The sequence below is a fragment of the Kluyvera sp. STS39-E genome (assembly GCF_040932435.1).
Taxonomy (GTDB): domain Bacteria; phylum Pseudomonadota; class Gammaproteobacteria; order Enterobacterales; family Enterobacteriaceae; genus Kluyvera.
The window spans coordinates 69,518-92,782 of sequence record NZ_JBFQGA010000002.1; the positions used below are offsets into that span (position 1 = coordinate 69,518).

Consider the following 23,265-nt stretch of genomic DNA (forward strand, 5'->3'; position numbering starts at 1 on the left):
GGCATTTAATTTAAAATTTCCAGCCTTTCTGATTATAGCATAACTCTAACTAATCATTACCCCAAATGAGAATGATGACGCTAGCCACAATAAGGGTTAACTAGGCGTATACGCTTTTACAGGCCCTCTCCCGCCGTCCTACCTACCATTTTTCGGATCTCCTCGCGGGTCAGCGGCTGGCTGTCGGTGACGAAATGCAGCGTCATGCCTTCTATAAAAGCATCTAACGCACGCGCGGTAGACGGATCAAACCATTGCTCCAGCGTGTGCTGGCTGCGGCTCATCCAGTTTTGCATCACTTCCTTAAGTGATGGCGTGCTGCTGGCGAGAGCGTAAAACTGATACATCAGCGTCATGTTTTTTGGCGTGGTGACTTGGCTGCTGAAAATGAGTTCAGCCACCGCATCGCAGGCGCCATCAAAGGTAGTGACGCCGGCAAAAAAGGCCGAATACTCTTCCGACATTCGCGCGGTAAACGCGCCAAAAGCTTCACTTAGCAGCGCTTCAATGCCGTCAAAATAGTAGGTCATTGATCCCAACGGCACATCGGCACAATTGGCAATTTTTCGGTGCGTCACCGCACTTATCCCATGAGTCGCGATGGTCTCCAGAGTTGCGTTGATGATGCGCTCCCGGCGCTGTGGATCGTTCGGTCGGCGGGCCATAATTTCCCTCTTTCAAATTATGTACAAATGTACACAACCTTGTTAGTGTTGTCTGCATACTTTCCGACCCGACCCAAATGGATGACAACGTTGACCTCTCGTAAAGCCCTGCAACTACGGATGTGGGCACTCTTTATGTTCTTCTTTTTGCCCGGTTTATTGATGGCCTCATGGGCCACACGTACCCCGGCAATCCGCGATATTTTGTCCTTATCCACGGCAGAAATGGGTATTGTGCTGTTCGGCCTGTCGATTGGTTCAATGAGCGGCATCCTGTGTTCTTCCTTTTTAGTGAAACGATTTGGAACCCGCGTCGTCATCCGTACCACCATGTCATGCGCTATCGTCGGCATGATGATCTTAGGTATCGCGCTGCACTTTGGCTCTGCGTGGATATTCGCCATCGGCCTTGCCGTCTTTGGTGCCAGCTTCGGCTCGGCGGAGGTCGCGATTAACGTCGAAGGCGCAGCGGTTGAGCGCGAAATGAAAAAAACCGTGCTGCCGATGATGCACGGTTTCTACAGCCTGGGTACGCTGGTCGGCGCAGGCGTCGGCATGGCGGTTACCGCCTTTGGCCTACCCGCGATGTGGCACATTATGGTTGCAGGGCTGGTCGGTATCGCCCCCATCGCCATTGCGATAAAGGCCATTCCAGACGGCACCGGGCGCAACGAAGCTGAAAACGCACAGCATCAGGAAAAAGGCGTACCATTCTGGCGCGATATGCAGCTGATGCTGATTGGCGTTGTGGTGCTGGCGATGGCATTTGCCGAAGGCTCCGCCAACGACTGGCTGCCGTTGCTGATGGTCGACGGCCACGGTTTTAGCCCTACCTCCGGCTCCCTCATTTATGCCGGCTTTACCCTCGGCATGACGGTCGGGCGCTTCACCGGTGGCTGGTTTATTGACCGCTATAGCCGCGTTACCGTAGTCCGCGCCAGCGCGCTAATGGGCGCATTGGGCATTGCCTTGATTATCTTTGTCGACAGCGCCTGGGTTGCCGGCGTCTCGGTTATTCTGTGGGGTCTGGGCGCTTCGCTCGGTTTCCCGCTGACCATTTCCGCCGCCAGCGACACCGGCCCGGATGCCCCTACCCGCGTCAGCGTTGTGGCGACCACTGGGTATCTGGCGTTCCTGGTTGGCCCGCCGCTGCTCGGTTTCCTTGGCGAACATTACGGTCTGCGTAGCGCAATGTTGGCCGTACTGACGCTGGTTCTGATTGCCGCAATGGTGGCGAAAGCGGTGGCTAAACCCGAGCCACGTACTGTAATGGAGAGTCACTGATGAGCGTTAAATTGATCGCCGTAGACATGGATGGCACCTTCCTGAACGATAAGAAAACCTACAACCGTGAGCGTTTTCTTCAGCAGTATCAGCAGATGAAACAGCGGCAGATCCGTTTTGTGGTCGCCAGCGGTAACCAATATTACCAGCTCGCCTCCTTCTTCCCGGAAATTGTCGAAGAGATTGCCTTCGTCGCCGAAAACGGCGGTTGGGTGCGCGATGCGGGTGAGGATATTTACAACTGCTCCATGCCGCGCGACCACTTCCAGCAAATCGTTAATTTCCTCCTGACCCGCCCGGAAATTGAGATTATTGCCTGCGGTAAAGCCAGCGCATATACGCTTAAAAGCTATACCCCACGTTTCCACGAAATTGCGCAGCATTACTATCACCGCATCGAACTGGTGGATAACTTCGACAATATCGATGACACCATTTTGAAATTTGCCCTCAACATCCCGGACGAGAAAGTCCCGCAGATGCAGGAAACGCTCGACGCCAAGCTCGGCCATCTGCTGACGGCGGTCACCACCGGCCACGGCAGCATCGACCTTATCATCCCAGGCGTGCATAAAGCTCACGGTCTGCGTTTGCTGCAAGACCGCTGGGGAATCGCGGATGAAGACGTTGTCGCATTCGGCGACAGCTGTAACGATCTTGAGATGGTGAAACAGGCAGGATACGGCGTGGCGATGGCTAACGCCGTTGACGCGGTGAAAGCCGTTGCCGGTTATCATGCGCCGCATAATAACGAGGAAGGTGTGCTGGAGATGATTGATAAGGCACTCAAAGGCGAAGCACCGTTTACCAAGCGGTAGGCCCGAAAGCATCGCGCCATCGGGCAGATTAGTACCGGATGGCAGCGTTGCTTGATTCGGCTTACAGTCTGTTATTCAGGTTGTAGGCCGCTACCCACTTTTTTGTCGCGCAGGAACATCACCACCAACCCCAGCCACAGCACACCGCCGGCCAGATTGAACAGGCTAAACATGCCAATCCCACCTAGTTGATAGCTGTGCTTACTAAGCTCAATGCCCACAGTAAAGATCAGCATTTGCAACATTCCCATCGCCGCCGATACCGTGCCTTTACTCATATCGCTGGCAAACAGCGTTAAGCGCACCAGACCGGCATTGGCAAGCCCAATGCCGAAGGCATAGAAGCTTAACCCCGCGGTCATCCACAGATAAGCGTGGGAAGAAACCACCGTTGCCGCCGCAGCCAGCACCAAGCCGAACATAATCGGATAGCCACCGGCAATAATGAGCTCACGCACCGTGCGCCGTGATGTCAGCCGCGCCAGCACAAGGTTGCCAAGAATCAACGCGCCAAAAATCGGCACCTGCAGCAGACCGTATTCATAGCTGCTGGCCTTCTCGCCGCTGATAATAATAACCGGCGATTGGGCAATCCATGCCAGCAGCGGCAGGCTCACAAAGCCCGTCGCCAACGCGCCTGCGACGAAACGGCCGTTTTTCAGCACTTCACGATAGTCCTGCCCAAGCGCCTTTAACGACAGCGATTCGCCAAGACGGGTTGCCGTTTCAGGCATCGACTTGAACAGTCCAACGTACGAAATCACCGCCAGCAGCGCGAACAGCACAAACATACTTTCCCAGCGCGCAAGGTGGATCCACGCCGCGCCCACCAGCGGCCCCAGCAGCGGTGCAATCAGCGCAACGTTCGCCATCAACGCCGTTATCTTGATGCAGGTGGCTTCGTCAAACGACTCCTGAATCGCGGCGTAACCTACCGCGCCGATAAAGCACAGGCTCACCCCTTGCAAAAAGCGCAGGAAAGTAAACTGCTCGATGTTTTGTACCAGCAGCGTGGCAAGGCAGGTAACGATAAACCAGATAACACCGGTAAGCATGACCGGGCGACGCCCAATACGATCTGAAAGCGGCCCTAACAGCCACTGTAGGAACATGCCACCCGCCAGATAAGCGGTCATTGACGTTGGTACCCACTCATCGCCGGCATTAAATTCTTTAACGACTGCCAGCATACCCGGCTGGATCATATCGTTGGCAATATAGGTCGAAAACTCATAGAGCACGAGGCAAAGCGGGAACAAAATTGCCTTACGCCCCAAGCGTTTCCGGGAAGAAGTGGAAGTATCCATTTGGCTCGTATCCATAATAAAAACGCGCAAGTTTAATCAATGCGCGGTAGTGGTGATAGTTAATTATCACGCAGCTTAACGATTTCGCACAAATTGATGTCGTTAAGATTTGCTTAAGGTAGTGAGCGGTATACTCCACACCGCTCAATTCATCACCTTAATGTCGAAACAGATGTTCGATTAAGACGATCCCTCTTTACTATCTGGGGCGGTCTTTTTAAGGTGGCTGTCATAAAATTGTCATCAACGAAGCCGGAACGCCATGCTGGAAAACCTGAACAACACGCTGTTTTTGCTGATCAATGCCACGCCAGCCTCTGAAGGGTGGCAAATTTCGCTCGCCACCTTTATTGCGCGGGATTTGATTTTGATTGTCCCACTGCTTGCTGCCGCCATGTGGTTGTGGGGAGAACGAAAACAGGTACATGCCCAGCGCCATCTGGTGGTGAAAGTAGCGTTGGCCATCGCCACTAGCCTGGCGCTGTCTTGGACCATGGGTCAGCTCTTTCCGCATGACCGCCCGTTTGCCGCCGGCATTGGCTATAACTTCCTGTATCATGCCGCGGATAACTCTTTCCCCAGCGACCACGGCACGGTGATTTTCACCTTCGCACTAGCGTTCTTGTTCTGGCATCGTTTGTGGTCGGGTTTGGTATTGATGGCCGTCGGCGTGGCGATAGCCTGGTCGCGCGTCTACCTTGGCGTACACTGGCCGATGGATATGCTCGGCGGCTTCCTGTGCGGGCTAATAGGCTGCATGGTGGCGCATCTGCTGTGGCAGTCCGTGAGCGCAGCGGTCTACCCACGCCTGCAACACATTTACCGCCTGATTTTCTCACTGCCGATTCGTAAAGGCTGGGTGCGTGACTAGCTCTACGCTCGCAGGTAAAATGACGCGTTGACCCCGGCATCCTTGCCGGGGCATTTCCGCTAGAGGAACTATGGAAACACGACGCGACGAACGAATTAGCCAACTGATTCAGGCATTAAAACGTAGCGATAAGCTGCATTTAAAAGAAGCGGCGGCGCTGCTTGGCGTTTCTGAAATGACGATTCGTCGCGACCTCAACAGCGAAAGCGGCCCGGTTGTGTTGCTGGGCGGTTATGTCGTGCTGGAACCCCGTAGCGTCCCCCACTATCTGCTAAGCGATCAAAAAACCCGTCTGGTTGATGAAAAGAAGCTGGCCGCTCGCCATGCAGCAAAGCTGTTAAAAGCGCATCAGATGGCCTTTTTCGACTGCGGCACGACCACGCCGTGGATTATTGACGCTATTGATAACGAGCTGCCCTTTACCGCCGTCTGTTATTCGCTGAATACCTTCCTCGCGTTGCAGGACAAGCCCCAGTGCCGGCCGATTCTCTGCGGCGGTGAATTTCACGCCAGCAACGCGATCTTTAAGCCAATTAGCGAGCACGATACGCTGTCGCACCTGTGCCCGGATATCGCATTTTATTCTGCGGCGGGCATCGATATTGAGATGGGAGCAACCTGTTTTAATCTCGAAGAGCTGCCGGTGAAGCATTGGGCAATGCGTCAGTCGCGGTATCACGTACTGGTGGCGGATCACAGCAAGTTTGGCAAAGTGCGTCCGGCACGCATGGGCGATTTAACCCGCTTTGATGTGATTGCCAGTGACACCTGCCCGGATGACGAACTGGTGGCACTGGCAAAACAGCAGCAAATTTCGCTGCTGTACTAAGGCCTTGTTATGAGAACCAGCCGCCGAACCATTCGTGGAATTTCATCAGCACGAAGTCGGTCATGCGGCTAAAGAACCCGCCCTCTTCGACCGCTTCCATCACGATAAGCGGGCGCTGTTCGATGGTTTTATCGTTGAGTTTGAAGTCGATGGTGCCCACGACCTGGCCTTTGGTCAACGGCGCAGTCAGCTGCGGCTGCGTTAAGGTGTAGCTGGCTTTCAGATTTTTGAGCTGTCCGCGAGGAATAGTCACGGAACCGGCTTCTCCGGCCCCCAGCTTCACTTCACTGGTATCGCCATACCAAACGCGCTGACTGATAAAGGTGGCATCCGGTTTAATCGGGGTCACCGTTTCATAGAAACGGAAGCCCCAAGTCAGCAGCTTTTCCGACTCATTGAAACGCACGCGATCGCTTTTGGTGCCGAGCACCACCGCAATCAGGCGCATATCGCCCTGAGTCGCAGAAGAGACCAGATTGTATCCCGCCCCCGCCGTAGTCCCGGTTTTCACGCCATCAACGTTCAGGTTAGAACTCCACAGCAGACGGTTGCGGTTTGGCTGGCGGATGTTATTGAAGGTGAACTCTTTTTCTTTGTGTACCGCGTACTCTTCCGGCACATCGTGGATCATGGCGCGTGTCAGTAACGCCATATCGCGGGCGGTACTGAACTGCCCCGGTGCATCAAGGCCATGAACGGTTTTGAAGGTGGTATTGGTCAGGCCGATTTTCTGCGCGTAGCCGTTCATCAGGCTCACAAAAGAATCTTGGCTGCCGGCTACGTAGTCGGCGATGGCAATACTGGCGTCATTACCCGACTGGATGATCACCCCTTTATTAAGGTTCTCAACTGACACCTGCTCGCCCGGCTTCAGGAACATCACCGAAGAGCCTCGCAGAGCCGGGTTGCCAGTGGCCCACGCATCGCGGCCGATGGTGACCATATCAGGAAGTTTGATTTTTCCCGCTTTCAGCGCCTGACCCACTACGTAGCTGGTCATGATTTTCGTCAGGCTCGCCGGATCGAGCTTCTCGTCCGCGTTACCCTCGGTCAGTACCTTACCGCTGGAATAATCCATCAAAATAAAAGCACGCGCATCAATCGATGGCGCATCAGGAAGCTGATCCGCCGCCTGCACCGCCGGTGCTACTACCAATAAAAGCGCTGAGCCCGCCAGCAGGCTGCGAAAGGCATTCGTGTTATACATCATAAAAGCCACCCAAGTATCCATTCCCAAAAACACGCCACAACAGTAACCGTACTGCATTAGGCGGTGAGTAATAACGTAGAAACACTCTTAAAGAAACAGTGAGTTGGTAAAGTTTTTTAAGTTTACGCAAGATCCTCACGTTGTGCTGAAAACCTGACATTTTTTTGACAGTGATTGCGAATTCGTTAACTTTAGCTCACAGTAAATTTCCGCTAAACAAACTGGAGTAGCTATGGTTACGCTGTGGGGACGCAATAACTCAACGAACGTGAAAAAAGTACGCTGGACGCTGGCTGAGCTGGGTCTGCCTTATGAGCAGATTATGGCGGGACAGGGTTTTGGGGTGAACCACGACGCGGCCTATCTGGCGCTTAACCCAAACGGCCTGGTGCCGATGCTCAAAGACGGTGACGACGTGCTGTGGGAATCCAACTCCATCGTGCGTTACCTCGCGGCGCAGTACGGTGCCAAGACGTTATGGCAATCGACACCGATTTTGCGGGCGAAAAGCGAGAAATGGATGGACTGGGCTAATGAAACCCTCTCGCCAACGCATCGAAAGATTCTGATTGGGCTGGTGAGAACGCCAGCAGAAAAACGCAACATGGCCGAGATTGACGCGGCGATTATTGCCTGCGAGCCGCTGCTGGAAATTCTCGATAATACGCTGGCGACGCAAACTTGGCTTTCCGGTGATGACTTCGGCGTGGGCGATATCGCCGTGGCGCCGTTTGTCTACAACCTGCTGGAAACGGTGAAAACCTGGCAGCCGCGTCCGCACTTGACGCGCTGGTATCAACAGCTTGCCGACCGCCCGGCCTTCCGCGACGTGGTGATGATCCCGGTCAGCTAAGATCTTCAGGTGCGCTGGCTGCTGCCACGCACCTGCAATTTCCCCACCAGCCGGATGTGCGCTGCGGCATCATCACCATCACATAAATAACTCACCGCCATACGCCCCAATTCATTGTAGGCAAGTTGCACGCTGGTTAAGGCAGGCGTCAACTGGTGCGCAATACGTTGGTCATCGTAGCCGCAAACCAGCACCTCTTTCGGAATCGAAATGTTCAGCGTTGCCAACGCCTGATAGCAGCCCAGAGTCATCCAGTCACTGGCACAAAAAATAGCCTGCGGCGGCGACGGCAGTCGCATAAGTTCGAGCGTAGCTTGGTATGTCGCGTCCAGTGACCAATCGGTTTGCTTAATCAACGCCTCATCAACGTCGATGCCGGCCTGCTGGAGAGTGTGCCGATAGCCTTCCAGACGCAGCACGCTGGCGTCCATCCACTCATCCCCCGTGATATGCGCGATACGGGTCATGCCCTGATCCAGCAGATGATTGACTATCTGACAGGCGTTGGCGCGGTCATCGGGCAGGAAGGTCGGCAGTAGCGGACGGTTGGGATCGTACTGATTGAGCAGCACCACCGGTTTTTTCAACATCGGTTCGAACGGCGAGAAATCAAACGCCCGGGTCACCGGGCTGGCGAGCACTATGCCTACACAGTTACGACTTTCAAGCTGATGTAAGATCTGCTCAACCATCTGCATATCGTCACCGTAATCGTAGACGGTCAACAGCATATCCCGCTGCCAGGCGGTGCTGCTGGCCTCGCTGATGGCATCGACAAACGGGTCATAATTCGGCATGCCGCACAGCAACAGGGCTATCTCCTCCTGCCCGTCCGGGCGGTGAGGCACGATAATCTTCTGATACCCCAGCGCCGATGCGGCGGCAAACACCCGTTCACGCGTCGCATCGCTTAGGCGAATGGCCCGACTATTGTTGAGCACCAGAGAGACTGTTGCCTGAGAAACACCGGCTTCCCTGGCGATATCACTCATCGTTATCTTATTTTTTTTCGGCATGTTTGCTCCTTGTCGCCGCCGACTATAGCACAGATATCTTTGCTTTTTTTTGTGAACGCCCCAGCATATTGACCGCTTTAAGATTGCACAACGTCCAGTTGATAATAAATATTAGCTAATAATTATTAGCACTGGAGAAACATAATGAACTCGCAATGGAGCGAATCACAGGCCGAGGCCTGGTATCAACAGCACGGATGGGCCTGCGGATTTAACTACCTTCCCCGTAGCGCGGTTAACTGGACCGAAATGTGGCAGGCAGACACGTTTGATGCCGCCACCATCGACCAAGAACTGGGCTGGGCCCATGACCACGGCTACAACGCCCTGCGCACCAATTTGCCGTTTATCGTTTGGCAGGCAGACCGCGACGGCCTGTTAGCGCGTATTGACCGTTTCCTCGCATTGGCGGAAAAGCACCAAATCCAGGTCATGCTGACGCTCATGGACGACTGCGCTTTCTCCGGTGATGAACCCTATTTGGGGCCACAAAAACCACCGCGCGAAGGTGTTCACAATAGCCAAGCAGCCGCCAGCCCGGGTCGCTCGATGGTCATGAAGCCAGAGCAATGGCCACGGATTGAAGCCTATGTTCGCGACGTGCTGACGCAGTTCAAAAATGACTCGCGGATAGCTATCTGGGATCTCTATAACGAGCCGGGCAATCGCGGCATTAACCTCTCGCCTACCGAATCGATGGAGTATGACGAAGCGCTGGAGCACTTCGCATTAGAGCTGATGATTGCCACCTTTGGCTGGGCGCGCGAGGTGAGCCCAACTCAGCCGCTCACCGTCGGCGCATGGCACATCGACCATCAGCATTACGGTACGCTGGAGCACCCTATTGATGTCGCCGCCCTCGAGCTTTCCGACATTATTAGTTACCACAACTACAACAATGCCGCCCACCAGCTCGGCGTTTTGGAAAATCTAGCCCTACGCAACCGACCGGTCCTGTGCACTGAATGGCTCGCCCGTCATATGGACTGCGGATTCAGCGAGCAGCTTCCGCTATTCAGCGCCTTTGATACCGGCTGTTATCAGTGGGGTCTGGTTGCTGGCAAAACGCAGACCTGGATCCCTTGGACCAGCGTCAATAAAGACCATCCCGCGCCGCAATCGCTGTGGTTTCATGATGTGCTTACGCCAGAAGGCAAACCGTGGTGCGAGGAGGAAATGCAGTTGGTGAAAAGCCTGACCCACTACCGCCTGCGCCGCGGCTAGTTGTTTCTACACGGAGGATTCATCCATGAAAAAATCAATTGTGTTCCTGCTTACCTGCTGCAGTTTCGGCGCGATGCCTTTTGCGCACAGCGCCGATCAGGTGGAACTCCGTTTTGCCTGGTGGGGCGGCAAGGCCCGTAATCAGGCAACCTTAAAGGCACTTGAAGCCTTTGAAGCCCAATACCCCAACATCAAAGTGAAAGCCGAATACACCGGCTGGGATGGTTTTTATTCGCGTTTGACCACGCAAATCAACAGTAATACCGAAGCCGATGTTATGCAGACCAACTGGAACTGGCTGACCCTGCTCTCGAAAACCGGCGAAGGGTTTTACGACCTTAACAAACTGGCCAAGCCGATTGGTCTGGATCAGTTCTCCCCGGAATCGTTGGCCAGCACCACGGTTAATGGGAAGGTAAACGCCATACCCGTCTCCGCCAACGTGATGCTGTTTTATTACAACGCGGCAACGTGGAACAAAGCCGGAGTCGCGCTGCCAAAAACCTGGGATGAACTGCTAAAAGCGGGGCCGGTGTTTAAAGAAAAGCTGGGCGATAACTACTTCCCGCTGATCCTAACCGAGCAAGATTCGCTGCTGCTACTCAATTCATACGTTTATCAGGGCCACCAGAAGCCGATGATTGACGAGAAGAAACGTAAGCTGAACTGGAGTCATGCCGATCTGGTCGAGGCTTTCACCTTCTACCGCAAAATGGTCGACGCCCATACGGTTCCCGATGCCCGGACGATGGCGTCATTTGGTAAGGGGGTCGCCTATGAAATGAAGCCGTGGCTCAACGGTGAATGGGCCGGCATCTATAACTGGAACGTGCTTTATACGGCTGAATCGCAAAATCTGGCAAACCCTGCCGATCTGGTCATGGGGCCATACCCGATGCGTGAAGGGGCAAAAGATGCCGGGCAGTTCCACAAAACGGCGCTGATGTTCTCCATCAGTAAAAATACTCACCATCCACAGGAAGCGGCAACGCTGGTTAATTTCCTACTAAACGAGAAAGCCGGCGTGGTGCCTGTTGGCTTAGAGCGCGGCGTACCGCTGAGCCGTTCAGGTGAACAAATCCTGCGTGAAGCCGGCCTGTTGAAAGACGCCGATCCCGTGCTGGCTGGGTTAATGCAGTCTGCCGCACTACCGAATAATTCGAAAACGCTGCCGTATCTGGAAGATCCGCAGTTTATCGCGCTGTTCGTCGCCGCCTTGCAGAACATCGATTACGGCAAGGCGACGATTGACGAAGCGGCTACCGAGTTTACCGAACAAGCCAACCGGATATTGCGGCGGATTATGCGCTAACCCGCACAATGGCAAAACGATGTAGGCCGGATGAGGTAACTCCGCCATCCGGCCATCGGTTTACAGCGCTCGAGTCAACACTTCACATCCCCACGGCATCAACGTCAGCGAATTCTCCGCCTTCTCGCCGGACACCGCGTTGTGGAAAATATCCGTCAACCCTATCGTCTGCTCACCATCCGTGAAGTTCTGCACAAATACCCACTCCCATTCGCCATCGGTCCGCCGCGTGGTGACCACCCCGGTGGGCAGTTCGGCGTTAAGGGCACGCGGGAGTTTTAGGGCGTTAACCAGCATCCCGGTAAATGCCTTATGGAAAGCATCATCATTACGAGAGGCGATATAGAACGCTTTACCTTTACCAAATCGATGCTGCGTGAGCGCTGGGTAACCCGCATAGAAGTCCTCGCTGTAGCACGCCAGCACCTCAGCGCCTTCCGGGTGAATCACTTCACACAGCTCGCGGGCACGCCAGCTACCCTGTAATCCGCTATCCGGCAGCGCCTCAACGCCATTGCTTTGCTCATCGGTCAGGCTATCGATCTCCTCGGCCCAAACGCCAAGCAGTGGACGTAAAGGCCCTGGGAAACCGCCGAGGTGACAAAGATCGCTCTCGTTAACAATCCCTGACCAATAAGTTGCTACAAAGTAGCCGCCAGCCCGCACAAAGGCTTCGGCCCGCTCGGCAAAACCGTCGCGCACCATATACAGCATTGGCGCAATCACCAGCTCATAACCGTTAAGACTGCTATCGGCGTTAATAATATCGACGGCAATCCCCTGCTCCCAGAACGGACGGTAGTGATCGACCACCGTCTGCTCGTAATGAATGCCACAGTTTCTCGGGCCGGCCGCGTCGTTCACCGCCCAGCGATTTTCCCAATCGAAGATAATGGCCACCTTCGCCTGGGTTTTACTGCCAACCACCGGACTCAGCGCCGCGAGCATTTCACCCAGCCGCGACACTTCTCGCCCGGTGCGAGTGTTGAGGTGACCGACATGGTCGATAACCGAACCGTGGAATTTCTCAACGGCCCCACGGCTTTTGCGCCACTGGAAATACTGCACTGCATCGGCGCCGTGGGCGACAGCCTGTAATGATGACAGGATATGCATCCCCGGTTTTTTTAGCTTGCTGGTCGGCTGCCAGCAGGTTTGCCCCGGCGTCGATTCCATCAGTACAAACGGCTTGTCTTTGAGCGTGCGCATCAAATCGTGGTACATCGCCGTTTTACAGGCCACCGCACGCTCGTCTTCCTGTTTATGCCACATGGGGTAGCTGTCCCAACTGACAAAATCGACCACATCTTTTAGCTGCCAATAATCATAATCGTTGAAATACCACATGAAATTGGTTGTTGCCGGCAGTTCAGGACGTTCGGATTTCAGCGGCGCAACCTCGGTCTGGTAGAACGCCTTTACCTGTGAGGTTACAAATCGCCGCCAGTCGAGGTTTAGCCCATGATTCGACATTTCACCCTGTGGCGAAGGGGATTCAATTTGCGACCAGTCGCTGTAGGTGTGGCTCCAAAATCCGGTCCACCAAGCATGATTTAGCGCATCCAACGTTTGGTAGCGCGTTTGCAGCCACAGACGAAATTCCTGCTGGCAGCAATCGCAATGACACTCACCGCCGTATTCATTACTGATATGCCAGCCCAACACGGCAGGATGATGCGCATAGCGCTGCGCGAGTTTGCGGTTTATCAACGTCACTTTGTCTTGGTAGACCGCAGACGAAAGGCAGTGATTATGCCGCCCACCGTGCAGCGCCTTGACTCTTGCCGCGCTGACTCGCAGGGTTTGCGGGTATTTTGCTGCCAGCCACGCGGGTTTTCCCCCGCTGGGGGTCGACAGGAAAACGGAAATACCGCCTTCGTGGAGTTTATCCAGCACAGTGTCCATCCACGCAAAGGTAAACTCACCCTCGGCGGGCTCCAGCGCCGACCAGCTAAAAATGCCTACCGACATAACGTTACAGCCCGCCTGCTGCATCATGGCGATATCCTGCTCCAAGATCCCCGGCACGTGTAACCACTGTTCCGGATTGTAATCAGCGCCGTGCAAAAGCCAGGGGGCGGCGGGATTTATTGGCAAATGCTTGTCCATGTCGGTTCCCTTATGTCACATACAGACAAAAAATGTTATTCGTTCACAACACCGCTTTTCTACGCGCCAACGCCCCTTGCCCGCAACCTATGTCGGCATAAAATGTGATCTCCCACGCGTTTTATCCGACAAATGCCCCGCTGCTGCCCGACCAGCCGGTGCTTAAGTGACACGTCCAACAATCGCTCGGGTATACTGGTACAAATTTTTGATGGGGCGAGTATGAAAACCAAAGCAGCAACCCTTGCGGACGTCGCGCGTCATGCCAATGTGTCGTACCAGACCGTCTCCCGCGTGCTCAACAATTCCGCCAATGTTTCGGCAAAAACACGCCATAAAATCGAGCTGGCCATTGCCGAGCTGAAGTACGTGCCCAACCGCGTCGCCCAGCAGTTGGTCGGCAAAGAGAGCAAAACGCTGGGGCTGATTACCACTTCACTGGCGCTTCACGCCCCATCACAAATCGCCGCAGCGGTGAAAAAGTACGCCGGTGAACAGGGTTATCAGGTATTGATTTCGATGATTGATGACGGCAGCGATAACAGCATTCAAGCCGCCATCAATGAGTTGAAGTCCCAGCGGGTGGAACGCGTGATCATTAACGCCCCGCTTGAAACGCCGGTGGCAGAAAGCCTGGTCGATGAAAACCCCGACGTGCAGTGTCTGTTCCTTGACGTTGATCCCTACAGCTCAGTGTTCAACGTGACGTTTAACCCAGCGGAAGGCGCGCGGGCCAGCGTGAAGTATCTGTATGACCTGGGTCACCGCCAGTTTTGCCTGCTCTCAGGCCCGGAAAACTCGGTGCCTGCTCGTCTGCGATTAAACACGTGGCGCGATACGCTTGCGTCCTACCAGCTTAATCCGCTCGCGGTGCACCATGGACAGTGGGATGCGCAAAGCGGCTATCTCGCAACGCTACAAATGCTGCGCGAAACGCCACAGGCTACCGCGCTGCTGATCGCCAATGACCAAATGGCACTGGGGGCGCTAAGCGCGCTGCACCAGCAAAAACGGAAAATCCCGCAGGACATTTCCGTGGTTGGCTACGACGATACCTACGAGAGCGCTTTCTTCGAACCCGCGTTAACTACCGTAGCCATTGATTTTGATTTACAAGGGAAAATGGCAGTTCAACAGCTGCTTCAGTCGATGGAGTCACCGCTAACTTCGCGTGCGTCAACGATCCTGCCGAGCCGATTGGTGGTTCGCAACTCAGCGGGGCCGCTGCATAATTCCGAGACCGATTTACTGAGCATTGCCGATCAGCTGCGAACGCTGGCGGATAAATTGACACCAAAGATTTAAAAAAGTCATACGCTCCCAAAAATAGATAAGTGATCTTTATCGCTATTCGAAGTTAAAAACCACACTCATTTGTGAAATTTATCACAATTATCCACCATGGGCATTGCTTGCTCATGGTGTTCAGATGTCAGATTAAAACAGAAATTGTTAACGTATGACATTTTTACAACAAAACATACAAAACAATATTCAGTGGGCACAGCGCGGTCGCTATGTGCCAAGGGGATGGCCTGATATTTGATGAGGATGTGGCGATGCTACTACCCGGCAAACGTAATTATATTCTGCTCAGCATATTCGATTTTCTGTACCTGTTCGCTTGGTCATCAACCATGGCGTTCTTTGTTATCTGGACCACCCAGCATCTGGGGATCAGCGCCACGCAAACCGGCCTGCTCTATGCTATCAACGCCTTTATTGCGCTGTTAATGCAGCCATTCTTTGGGTTTATATCCGATAAATTTGGCCTGAAAAAACAGCTCATCTGGATAATCGTCGCGCTGTTACTGCCGGTCGGCCCGTTCTTCATTTACGTTTACGCTCCGTTGCTGGTGCACAGCTTCTGGCTCGGTGCGATCTTGGGCGGGATTTACCTTGGTATCATCTTTAACTCAGGCTGCGGAGTCATTGACTCCTACATCGATAAAATCTCCCGCCGCTACAGTTTTGAATATGGCCGAGTGCGTATGTGGGGATCGCTGGGCTGGGCAGCAGCGGCGTGGATCGTGGGTAAATATATCGATACCCTTCCTAACCTCTCTTTTTGGCTTGCCAGCTGCGCCATCGTGGTGGCGGCAATGTGCTTTATGATGACCAAAATCGAGCTCACCGACGCGGAGATCCAAAAAACCAACTCGCTGAAGGTCATCCACGCGCTGGAACTGGCGAAGAACGGACAGTTCTGGATGCTGCTGATCTTCACCCTGTTCGTCACGCAGATTTACGACACCTACGATCAACAGTTCGCCCAGTATTTCTCCATGCAATTCCCGACCAAAGAGGAAGGTAACCACTGGTACGGTATTCTGGCATCCATCCAGGTGTGCGGCGAGACGTTGTTCCTGTGCCTGATGCCATGGTTTGTTAACCGGACCGGCGCAAAATGGGCGCTGGTGATTGCCGGAACGATCATGTCAGTGCGTATTGCCGGTTCTGCCATTCAACTGGGGCCAGTATGGATTGCGGCGGTGAAAATGCTGCACGCCATCGAAAAACCGTTGATTCTGGTTTCGGTGTTTAAATTCATCTCCGCCAATTTCGACAACAAGCTGCTGTCAACGGTCTACCTGCTGGTGCTGTTCGTTGCCTCTATCGCGACGGCCATCTATTCACCGATTGCCGGTTATCTGTATGACACCATCGGATTTGCCGACACCTACCTGATTCTGGGGGCGATTGCCGGGTTCTTTACTCTGGTTTCGGTGTTTACGCTACGAGATGCGCGAGGAGATAAACCCGCCGCTGTGCAGCCGCAGGGTTCCACTATCGCCGGATAAAATGACAGGGGGACTGATGTCCCCCTGATTTCAAGCATGCGTCATTAACGATTCGCTATCCAGCTTGTTGATGCTTTTGGTCAACGCTGCCAAGCAGCGCTCAAGGGTCACTACGTTAACCGCAATATAAGACGGGCAGTCGTAACGCCCGCTCATCAAACAGACCGCAGCCGAGGCGATGGCCTCGCCCGCCAGCCGAAAAATTTCCAGTTCTTGCGGCGAACTACTGCGTTTTAGCACGAGCACGCTATCGCGTAACTCACAGCACAAGTCGAGCAGGTTAGTACGCAGATGATCGTTTTCAGCGACTGACATATACCCCTTTGCCTTTCTCAACTGCAAATAGGCATCAAGGTCAATTCGCGCGTTGATGAGCTGCCCCATCAGCTGGCGTTTCAGTTTGCTTTCCGTCATGCATTTACCTCCCTTGCCACCCATTGGCCTATTCATTATGTGTTTACTAAACGTACAAAACACTGCGCGACATCAATGATTCATTATTCGCAACATATTTAACAACGGAACAACCTTAAGACACGCCTTTCCCGCACTATCATGATTTGATTGACCCTGCGTTCACACGCCGCCGACTAAACTGTGACTATTCAGGCTACAAAAAAGGATGTAATGAATGTTATTTCAGGAAAAGCTGCGGGCTAGCGCGTCGGCGTTACTGCTCTTATCGGTAAGCGTCGCCCCCGCCCTTGCCGCCTCGGTGGATACCAAAAGCCGCGAAAGTATTAGCACTCTGACAGCAAATCACGGGCTGAGCGAAGCTGCCCAGCAGTATCTGATGCACTACCCTTCGCGTAGCGGTGTGGATGGGCACTCGCCGCGTACCGACTCTGCGGCGGTATTTATTCCGCGAGGGAAAACGCCAGAGGGTGGATGGCCCGTTGTCGTTTGGGCGCATGGCACCGTTGGCGTCGCCAACCAGTGTGCCCCTTCGCTCAATGAACGCACGGCGAGGGATAAACAATACCTCAACACTTGGCTTTCTCTAGGCTACGCCATCGTTGCACCAGACTACGCTGGGCTCGGCTCTGATGGCGTGCACCATTACCTCAATGCCCGTGGGGAAGCTTGGAGCATATTGGACGGCGTTCGTTCTGCGCTAAAGCAGTTCCCGCTGAAAAATGAGCTCATTCTTGTGGGCCAATCACAGGGCGCGCACGCGGCATTTTCAAGCGCAGGTTTCCAACCACAATACGCTCCTGAACTGAACATCCGTTCAACGGTGCTAACCGGGACGCCGTATTTTGCCGCCAATACTACGGCCGCGGATATTCTGCCGCCAGCCCAAGCGGGCAATGCCAACGCCGGGGACCCTAAAATCCCCTATATTTTCTACATCTACCTTGCTGCCGCCGACGCGGATCCATCGCTGAAGCCGTCCGATTATTTCCAAGACGGTGCCCTTCCACTGCTGGAACAGGCGAAAAATCTGTGCATTACGCCGCTGACGGAAAAAACCATGCAGGCCGGTCTGAATGCCGGAAATACGCTGAAACCGGCCATCGAATCCCTGCTTAGCGCCGGAATCAACACTATGCTGTACCCAACAATGCATATTCAGCATCCGGTGTTTATCGGTATTGGCAGTGTGGATATCAACGTACCGACTGCTATGCAGACGCGCTTCTCCGACGCCGTTAAAGCCGCAGGTACCCAAACGGAAGTGCATGTTTATGAAGGGCTTGACCATAGCGGCACCGTCAACCCGTCACTTCGTGACTCGGTTCCCTTTATTATCCGGGGAGACAAGGCGACCAAATCGTAACCCCTATCCGCCCATCCACGCCGGTGGGCGGCACTTATACACAGCGAATGCAGGGGCTTTTATTCACCTGCATTCTGCCTGCTCATCGCGTATTTTTGACCTATAGTTTTCCTACCATCATGGTAGAATCCCCGCTTTTCTTGGCCCCAACTTTTGAGCAATGTACATATGTCAGATTTATCACCTCATCGCCAACCCACGATTGGCTTTGTTTCTTTAGGCTGCCCGAAGAATCTCGTGGATTCTGAACGCATCCTGACCGAACTCCGCACCGAGGGTTACGACGTCGTGCCGAGTTACGATGATGCCGATATGGTTATCGTCAATACCTGTGGTTTTATCGACAGCGCAGTCCAGGAGTCTCTGGAAGCCATCGGTGAAGCGTTGAAAGAAAACGGCAAGGTGATTGTGACCGGTTGCCTGGGCGCCAAAGAAGATCAAATTCGCGAAGTGCACCCAAAAGTTCTGGAAATTACCGGTCCACACAGCTACGAGCAGGTTCTGGAGCACGTTCACCACTACGCGCCAAAACCTCAGCACAACCCGTTCCTGAGCCTGGTGCCGGAACAGGGCGTGAAGCTGACGCCGCGCCATTACGCCTATCTGAAAATTTCCGAAGGCTGTAACCACCGCTGCGCGTTCTGCATCATTCCTTCTATGCGTGGCGATCTGGTCAGCCGTCCGATTGGCGAAGTGCTCGGAGAAGCCAAGCGTCTGGTTGATGCTGGCGTAAAAGAGATTCTGGTGATTTCCCAGGATACCTCGGCCTACGGCGTTGACGTTAAGCACCGCACCGGTTTCCACAACGGCGAGCCGGTAAAAACCAGCATGGAAAGCTTGTGCGAACAACTGTCTAAGCTGGGCGTATGGGTGCGTCTGCACTACGTTTATCCGTATCCACACGTGGATAACGTGATCCCACTGATGGCAGAAGGCAAAATCCTGCCGTATCTGGATATCCCGCTGCAGCACGCCAGCCCGCGTATTCTCAAATTGATGAAGCGCCCAGGCTCCGTTGACCGCCAGTTGGCACGCATCAAGCAGTGGCGTGAAATCTGCCCTGAGCTGACATTGCGTTCCACCTTTATCGTCGGTTTCCCTGGCGAAACGGAAGAAGATTTCCAGATGCTGCTCGACTTCCTGAAAGAAGCCCGCCTCGACCGCGTTGGCTGCTTCCAGTACAGCCCGGTTGACGGCGCATCGGCAAACGACCTGCCAGATCAGGTACCGGACGATGTGAAAGAAGATCGCTGGAACCGCTTCATGCAGCTGCAACAGCAGATCTCCGCTGAACGCCTGCAGGAAAAAGTGGGCCGCGAAATTCTGGTGATGATCGATGAAGTTGACGAAGAAGGCGCCATCGGCCGCAGCATGGCCGACGCCCCGGAAATCGACGGCGCGGTCTACCTGAACGGCGAAACCAACGTGAAGCCGGGCGACGTGGTACGTGTGAAGGTGGAAAACGCCGACGAATACGACCTGTGGGGTAGCCGGGTTTAATTTCACCCTGCCTTTCCCCGCTGGGGAAAGGCAGGATTTCCATTCTATTGGCGCCCTAATGCTTTTTCCATCGTGGCTACCAGTTGATTATCAATGCGGAAAAACGCCACCGTCAGCGCTAATAATAAGTGCAGGCAACCGGGGATCACCGTTGATAACAACGTAATGCCCGCAAGCGAGGATGCCGTTTGATGTTCCATACCTGATTGATAGGACACCACCATCAGCGTCGCGCTGATAATTACCCCCGCTACTGCCCAAGCCAGTTTCACGAAGAATAAGTTAAACGCAAAATTCATTCCCGATGAGCGCCGCCCTGATTTCCATTCGCCGTAAGTATCCGCAAAGGTAACCAGCGTAAAGTGCATAGGCAGGATAAACCCCAGCACCAGACAGCACAGAAAAACCAGCGCCAGCCAAACGGTAGTTGCGCTCCCCGGCACAAACCATACCGCAAAATGTGCCAGCCCAAGCACCACGTTTACCCAAAAATAGATACGGCGGATTTCAAAAATACGCGTCAGATACTGAACTAACACTGAACCAAGAATGCCACCTAGTGTCGCCAGACCAAAAAACAGCGACGTATAGGCCGCATCACCGTGCAGGACGTAGGTGATAAAATACATCGCCGCCCCACCTTTGGTATTAAAAATGCTGATGATGAGCAAAGACATCACGAATGTCAGCAGGAGTTGATCATTATGCCGAATGCTCTTTAGACTCTCCTTCAAATTAAACGTATGGTTATTTCTCGCCGCCACTCGTTCTTTTACGCCATAGAAACAACATAAAAACATGATTATAGCAAACAGCGCTAATACCCCAACGCCCCATTGATAACCTTGCGCCTGATTATCTCCACCAAAATACTTCACCATAATCGGCAAGCCGACTGACACAGCAAATCCGGCAACACCGCATAATGCAAAGCGCCACGATTGGCAGGAAACCAACTCCAGCGGATTGGCCGTAATTTTAGTGATTAATGCACAATACGGAACGTTATTTAAAGAATATAGAACCGACAATGCAAAATAAGTGATAACGGCGTAAACAATTTTCCAATGATAAGCTAGGTCGGGAACACTGAAGGTTAAAAATGCAATCAGACCCAGTGGAACGGACGTCCAAAGAATAAACGGGCGGAATTGCCCCATCTTAGTGGCAGTCCGGTCGGCCACAATCCCGATGAGCGGGTCGGAGATCGCATCAATTATCCTTAAAACCAGAAATAACGTGCCGACGATTGCTGGCGTCAGGCCAAAAATATCAGTATAGAAAAAGGTCAAAAAGTTGGAAATCAAACCGGTAACAATGGTCCCACCGGCATCACCTAAGCCATAGCTTATTTTCTCAGCCACGGTTAAGCGCGCAAGGGTTGTAACGGGTGCAGATGAAGGGACAGCGTTAGATATTTCACTCATTTTTCCATTCCCCCAATGGTGGTCAGCACTTCTGCCCCCTCACGAACGAACAACGGAAGCACGGAGAGCGGCGCAGAAACTGTTACGCTCGTTCCTCCGCGATATTGCTGCCCGGTGTTTGCATCAACCCATGCATCGCCAGCTGGCAGCCAGACCTCACGCACCGTCGCCCCGGCATTCACCACCGGCGCGACTAAGATGTCGCTGCCGAAGAGATACTGATCGGTCATTTCCCAGCTCTGCGTTTGCTGCGGATAGTGATAAAACATCGGCCGCATTAACGGTTCTCCACATTCATGCGCAGCACGCATGAGTTCGCGCAGGTACGGACGAAGCCTTTCGCGCAGCACCGTGAAGCGCTTCAGAATCACGAACGTCTCATCACCAAAGCTCCAGAGCTCATTTCCAGCCCCGCTGTTGCACTGGGCTATGCCGTCACGCCACGGAATTTCAGGCTCCGTAATCGGATCACGGTGTCCGTGCATTCTAAGAACGGGGCTAAATACCGCCCACTGGAACCAGCGAATCAGTAATTCATGAAACTGCGGATCGTTCACGTTACCGCCATGGAATCCGCCAATATCCGTCGTCCACCAAGGGATGCCAGCCATCCCCATACTGAGCCCCGCGCAAATCTGGTTGCGCATCGATTCAAACGAAGAATGAATATCACCGGACCATACCAGCGCGCCGTAGCGCTGGCTGCCCGCCCAGGCGCAGCGTACTAAACTAACTGGATTATCCTGCCCTGACTCGCGCAACCCTTCGTAAAATGCCTGCGTATAGTTAAGGGGATAAATATTGCCGACTTCCTGCGTGTTTCCCGCGTGATAGCGATAATTATCAAAATCATAAACGCCATATTCCGGCTCCGCCTCGTCGAGCCAGAACAGATTCACCCCCTGATCAAAATAGTTTTTCTTGCACACCTGCCAAACGAACTTGCGCGCATCCGGGTGAGTCGCATCGAGAAAACGAGTGTTACCCAAAAAATCAAAATTGATATTCAGACCTTTGCGAGTGTTAACCAAAAAACCTTGTTCATTCATCGCCGCATAATTTTCACTGCGGACATCGACCGTAGGCCAAACGGATACCATTAATTCAGTCCCCATTTGACGAAGTTCAGCCGTCATCGCCGCAGGATCGGGCCATTCTCGTTCATCAAAGCGCCAATCTCCTTGTATTGGCCAGTGGAAGAAATCCGCAACAATAACCGCAAGCGGGATTCCCGCATCGCGATAACGTCTTGCTACCGCTAAAAGCTCTTCCTGATTTCGATAACGCAGTTTGGACTGCCACAGTCCCAACGCAAACTCAGGCATCAACGGTGGTTTTCCACTGACTTCCGCATACTGCTGGATAATCGCCTGCGGCGTGTCGCCTGCAGTAATCCAATAATCAATGCGGGCCGCTGCTTTGGCATGCCAACGGGTTTCGTTACAGGCAAAAATAGCTTCACCAACAGCCGGGTTATTCCATAAAAAACCATAGCCTAAGCTCGACACCATAAACGGCACGCTGGCCTGAGAATTACGCTGCGCCAGTTCAATGGCACAACCTTTCAGATTAATAAAAGGCTGCTGATACTGTCCCATTCCGCATATTTTCTCGGCAGGATTGCTCTCAAACCTGACGTTAATTTCGAAGGCATCACCTGCCAATGGCTTACACTCTCGCGCGGAGATTTTGAGGGCACTGATTTTCTTTTGCGGCTGTTCACCTACATCCCAGAAATGTTCGCCATTATCTCGCTGTCGCCACATCTCCTCGAGTAAACACTCTTGTTTTTGATTATAAAAAGTCACTCGTCCTTGCATGTCGACACATGCGCGAACGTTGCCATTGGATATCGTTATTTGTTCTTCTTCCTGATAAAAGTCAGGGATAATTTCAGCAACGTTCATCAGCGCATTGTCTGGTATTTCAGCATCATCCGGTTGCCAACCTGAAATAACTCTCAGACTATTTTTACCCCATGGGATTATTTTTAAATATTGCCCATTCCACGTCCAGCACAGTGTATTACCTTTGATTTTCAGCGTATTCATGTTCACCTCTAGGAAATGTTAATCATGATTCCGGAAACGTTTCCGATCCTGGTGAATGTTTGTTCTCCTGTCAATTATGAAAATAGCCAATAGAGATAAGGATAAATGTTTTTGTGATCTATGGTTTAAATTTGCACGTTCTTATTGATGCCGTGATATATTATTGAGAATGTTATCTCAGATAGATAAATTGAGCTGTTCACGATAT

At 53.2% G+C, this 23,265-nt stretch carries 19 protein-coding genes; 11 read left to right on the forward strand and 8 right to left on the reverse strand.

Translation table 11 applies throughout. The features are described from left to right. Positions 1 to 116 precede the first annotated feature (116 nt). Positions 117 to 665, reverse strand: coding sequence for a TetR/AcrR family transcriptional regulator (locus tag AB4K05_RS03910; RefSeq protein WP_368478711.1), 549 nt, complete (start codon positions 663 to 665; stop codon positions 117 to 119). An 81-nt stretch (positions 666 to 746) separates the two neighbouring features. Between AB4K05_RS03910 and AB4K05_RS03915 the strand changes: the two genes are divergently transcribed. Both AB4K05_RS03915 and AB4K05_RS03920 read left to right on the forward strand, forming a co-directional pair. Continuing rightward, positions 747 to 1,949 (forward strand): MFS transporter, encoded by a 1,203-nt coding sequence (locus AB4K05_RS03915; protein WP_368478712.1) that lies wholly within the window; start codon positions 747 to 749, stop codon positions 1,947 to 1,949. Beyond that, positions 1,949 to 2,767: a Cof-type HAD-IIB family hydrolase gene (locus tag AB4K05_RS03920; RefSeq protein ID WP_368478713.1), complete on the forward strand. Its 819-nt coding sequence runs from the start codon at positions 1,949 to 1,951 to the stop codon at positions 2,765 to 2,767. The genes AB4K05_RS03915 and AB4K05_RS03920 overlap by 1 nt, the downstream gene beginning before the upstream one ends. 71 nt (positions 2,768 to 2,838) lie before the next feature. On the opposite strand, the gene AB4K05_RS03925 is transcribed toward AB4K05_RS03920, so the two are convergent. Further along, complete coding sequence (locus AB4K05_RS03925) at positions 2,839 to 4,074, reverse strand: MFS transporter (RefSeq protein ID WP_368478714.1); 1,236 nt, start codon at positions 4,072 to 4,074, stop codon at positions 2,839 to 2,841. Between the two features lie 262 nt (positions 4,075 to 4,336). Between AB4K05_RS03925 and ybjG the strand changes: the two genes are divergently transcribed. Together ybjG and deoR are read left to right on the forward strand one after the other, a co-directional pair. Further along, positions 4,337 to 4,945, forward strand: a complete 609-nt coding sequence (gene ybjG / locus AB4K05_RS03930; RefSeq protein WP_368478715.1) for an undecaprenyl-diphosphate phosphatase — start codon at positions 4,337 to 4,339, stop codon at positions 4,943 to 4,945. Positions 4,946 to 5,015: 70 nt separating this feature from the next. Further along, positions 5,016 to 5,774 carry a DNA-binding transcriptional repressor DeoR gene (gene deoR / locus AB4K05_RS03935; RefSeq protein ID WP_368478716.1) on the forward strand — a complete coding sequence of 253 codons (759 nt, stop codon included), beginning with the start codon at positions 5,016 to 5,018 and terminating at the stop codon, positions 5,772 to 5,774. Positions 5,775 to 5,781: 7 nt separating this feature from the next. Here deoR and dacC read toward each other — a convergent pair whose 3' ends face one another. Further along, the gene (gene dacC / locus AB4K05_RS03940; protein ID WP_368478717.1) at positions 5,782 to 6,984 is read right to left on the reverse strand and encodes a serine-type D-Ala-D-Ala carboxypeptidase; all 1,203 of its coding nucleotides are present in this window, start codon (positions 6,982 to 6,984) and stop codon (positions 5,782 to 5,784) included. A 232-nt stretch (positions 6,985 to 7,216) separates the two neighbouring features. Here dacC and AB4K05_RS03945 point away from each other — a divergent pair, with 232 nt between their 5' ends. Then, a complete protein-coding gene (locus tag AB4K05_RS03945) occupies positions 7,217 to 7,837 on the forward strand; it encodes a glutathione S-transferase family protein (RefSeq protein WP_368478718.1) in 621 nt (206 codons plus the stop codon). 5 nt (positions 7,838 to 7,842) lie between these two features. On the opposite strand, the gene AB4K05_RS03950 is transcribed toward AB4K05_RS03945, so the two are convergent. Beyond that, the gene (locus AB4K05_RS03950) at positions 7,843 to 8,853 is read right to left on the reverse strand and encodes a LacI family DNA-binding transcriptional regulator (protein ID WP_368478719.1); all 1,011 of its coding nucleotides are present in this window, start codon (positions 8,851 to 8,853) and stop codon (positions 7,843 to 7,845) included. 144 nt (positions 8,854 to 8,997) lie between these two features. On the opposite strand from AB4K05_RS03950, the gene AB4K05_RS03955 reads away from it, so the two are divergent. Together AB4K05_RS03955 and AB4K05_RS03960 are read left to right on the forward strand one after the other, a co-directional pair. Next, the gene (locus AB4K05_RS03955; RefSeq protein ID WP_368478720.1) at positions 8,998 to 10,077 is read left to right on the forward strand and encodes a 1,4-beta-xylanase; all 1,080 of its coding nucleotides are present in this window, start codon (positions 8,998 to 9,000) and stop codon (positions 10,075 to 10,077) included. 25 nt (positions 10,078 to 10,102) lie between these two features. Beyond that, entirely contained in the window at positions 10,103 to 11,389 is a 1,287-nt protein-coding gene (locus AB4K05_RS03960; RefSeq protein WP_368478721.1) for an ABC transporter substrate-binding protein, read from the forward strand. 60 nt (positions 11,390 to 11,449) lie between these two features. On the opposite strand, the gene AB4K05_RS03965 is transcribed toward AB4K05_RS03960, so the two are convergent. After that, positions 11,450 to 13,498: a beta-galactosidase gene (locus tag AB4K05_RS03965; RefSeq protein WP_368478722.1), complete on the reverse strand. Its 2,049-nt coding sequence runs from the start codon at positions 13,496 to 13,498 to the stop codon at positions 11,450 to 11,452. Between the two features lie 222 nt (positions 13,499 to 13,720). Between AB4K05_RS03965 and AB4K05_RS03970 the strand changes: the two genes are divergently transcribed. Together AB4K05_RS03970 and AB4K05_RS03975 are read left to right on the forward strand one after the other, a co-directional pair. After that, a complete protein-coding gene (locus AB4K05_RS03970; RefSeq protein ID WP_368478723.1) occupies positions 13,721 to 14,803 on the forward strand; it encodes a LacI family DNA-binding transcriptional regulator in 1,083 nt (360 codons plus the stop codon). 254 nt (positions 14,804 to 15,057) lie between these two features. Beyond that, positions 15,058 to 16,299, forward strand: coding sequence for an oligosaccharide MFS transporter (locus AB4K05_RS03975; RefSeq protein WP_368479154.1), 1,242 nt, complete (start codon positions 15,058 to 15,060; stop codon positions 16,297 to 16,299). Positions 16,300 to 16,329: 30 nt separating this feature from the next. Here the strand turns inward: AB4K05_RS03975 and AB4K05_RS03980 are convergent, their stop codons facing one another. Further along, on the reverse strand, positions 16,330 to 16,713 hold the full coding sequence (locus AB4K05_RS03980) for a biofilm formation regulator BssR (protein ID WP_368478724.1): 384 nt from the start codon (positions 16,711 to 16,713) through the stop codon (positions 16,330 to 16,332). A gap of 217 nt (positions 16,714 to 16,930) precedes the next feature. Between AB4K05_RS03980 and AB4K05_RS03985 the strand changes: the two genes are divergently transcribed. Further along, complete coding sequence (locus tag AB4K05_RS03985; protein WP_368478725.1) at positions 16,931 to 18,079, forward strand: lipase family protein; 1,149 nt, start codon at positions 16,931 to 16,933, stop codon at positions 18,077 to 18,079. 168 nt (positions 18,080 to 18,247) lie between these two features. Then, entirely contained in the window at positions 18,248 to 19,579 is a 1,332-nt protein-coding gene (rimO, locus tag AB4K05_RS03990) for a 30S ribosomal protein S12 methylthiotransferase RimO (RefSeq protein ID WP_368478726.1), read from the forward strand. Positions 19,580 to 19,623: 44 nt separating this feature from the next. Here rimO and AB4K05_RS03995 read toward each other — a convergent pair whose 3' ends face one another. Both AB4K05_RS03995 and AB4K05_RS04000 read right to left on the reverse strand, forming a co-directional pair. Continuing rightward, positions 19,624 to 21,006 (reverse strand): MFS transporter, encoded by a 1,383-nt coding sequence (locus tag AB4K05_RS03995; RefSeq protein WP_368478727.1) that lies wholly within the window; start codon positions 21,004 to 21,006, stop codon positions 19,624 to 19,626. Further along, the gene (locus AB4K05_RS04000; protein WP_368478728.1) at positions 21,003 to 23,057 is read right to left on the reverse strand and encodes a TIM-barrel domain-containing protein; all 2,055 of its coding nucleotides are present in this window, start codon (positions 23,055 to 23,057) and stop codon (positions 21,003 to 21,005) included. The genes AB4K05_RS03995 and AB4K05_RS04000 overlap by 4 nt, the downstream gene beginning before the upstream one ends. Positions 23,058 to 23,265 lie beyond the last annotated feature (208 nt).

Excerpts from the sequence above, each read along its gene's own strand:
- rimO (WP_368478726.1), top strand. The coding sequence starts at position 18,248 with ATGTCAGATTTATCACCTCATCGCCAACCCACGATTGGCTTTGTTTCT.
- AB4K05_RS03955 (WP_368478720.1), top strand. The coding sequence starts at position 8,998 with ATGAACTCGCAATGGAGCGAATCACAGGCCGAGGCCTGGTATCAACAG.
- AB4K05_RS03915 (WP_368478712.1), top strand. The coding sequence starts at position 747 with ATGACAACGTTGACCTCTCGTAAAGCCCTGCAACTACGGATGTGGGCA.
- AB4K05_RS03965 (WP_368478722.1), bottom strand. The coding sequence starts at position 13,498 with ATGGACAAGCATTTGCCAATAAATCCCGCCGCCCCCTGGCTTTTGCAC.
- AB4K05_RS03925 (WP_368478714.1), bottom strand. The coding sequence starts at position 4,074 with ATGGATACTTCCACTTCTTCCCGGAAACGCTTGGGGCGTAAGGCAATT.
- AB4K05_RS03975 (WP_368479154.1), top strand. The coding sequence starts at position 15,058 with ATGCTACTACCCGGCAAACGTAATTATATTCTGCTCAGCATATTCGAT.
- AB4K05_RS03920 (WP_368478713.1), top strand. The coding sequence starts at position 1,949 with ATGAGCGTTAAATTGATCGCCGTAGACATGGATGGCACCTTCCTGAAC.
- AB4K05_RS03995 (WP_368478727.1), bottom strand. The coding sequence starts at position 21,006 with ATGAGTGAAATATCTAACGCTGTCCCTTCATCTGCACCCGTTACAACC.
- ybjG (WP_368478715.1), top strand. The coding sequence starts at position 4,337 with ATGCTGGAAAACCTGAACAACACGCTGTTTTTGCTGATCAATGCCACG.
- dacC (WP_368478717.1), bottom strand. The coding sequence starts at position 6,984 with ATGATGTATAACACGAATGCCTTTCGCAGCCTGCTGGCGGGCTCAGCG.
- AB4K05_RS03985 (WP_368478725.1), top strand. The coding sequence starts at position 16,931 with ATGTTATTTCAGGAAAAGCTGCGGGCTAGCGCGTCGGCGTTACTGCTC.
- deoR (WP_368478716.1), top strand. The coding sequence starts at position 5,016 with ATGGAAACACGACGCGACGAACGAATTAGCCAACTGATTCAGGCATTA.
- AB4K05_RS03945 (WP_368478718.1), top strand. The coding sequence starts at position 7,217 with ATGGTTACGCTGTGGGGACGCAATAACTCAACGAACGTGAAAAAAGTA.
- AB4K05_RS03960 (WP_368478721.1), top strand. The coding sequence starts at position 10,103 with ATGAAAAAATCAATTGTGTTCCTGCTTACCTGCTGCAGTTTCGGCGCG.
- AB4K05_RS03970 (WP_368478723.1), top strand. The coding sequence starts at position 13,721 with ATGAAAACCAAAGCAGCAACCCTTGCGGACGTCGCGCGTCATGCCAAT.
- AB4K05_RS03910 (WP_368478711.1), bottom strand. The coding sequence starts at position 665 with ATGGCCCGCCGACCGAACGATCCACAGCGCCGGGAGCGCATCATCAAC.
- AB4K05_RS04000 (WP_368478728.1), bottom strand. The coding sequence starts at position 23,057 with ATGAATACGCTGAAAATCAAAGGTAATACACTGTGCTGGACGTGGAAT.
- AB4K05_RS03950 (WP_368478719.1), bottom strand. The coding sequence starts at position 8,853 with ATGCCGAAAAAAAATAAGATAACGATGAGTGATATCGCCAGGGAAGCC.
- AB4K05_RS03980 (WP_368478724.1), bottom strand. The coding sequence starts at position 16,713 with ATGACGGAAAGCAAACTGAAACGCCAGCTGATGGGGCAGCTCATCAAC.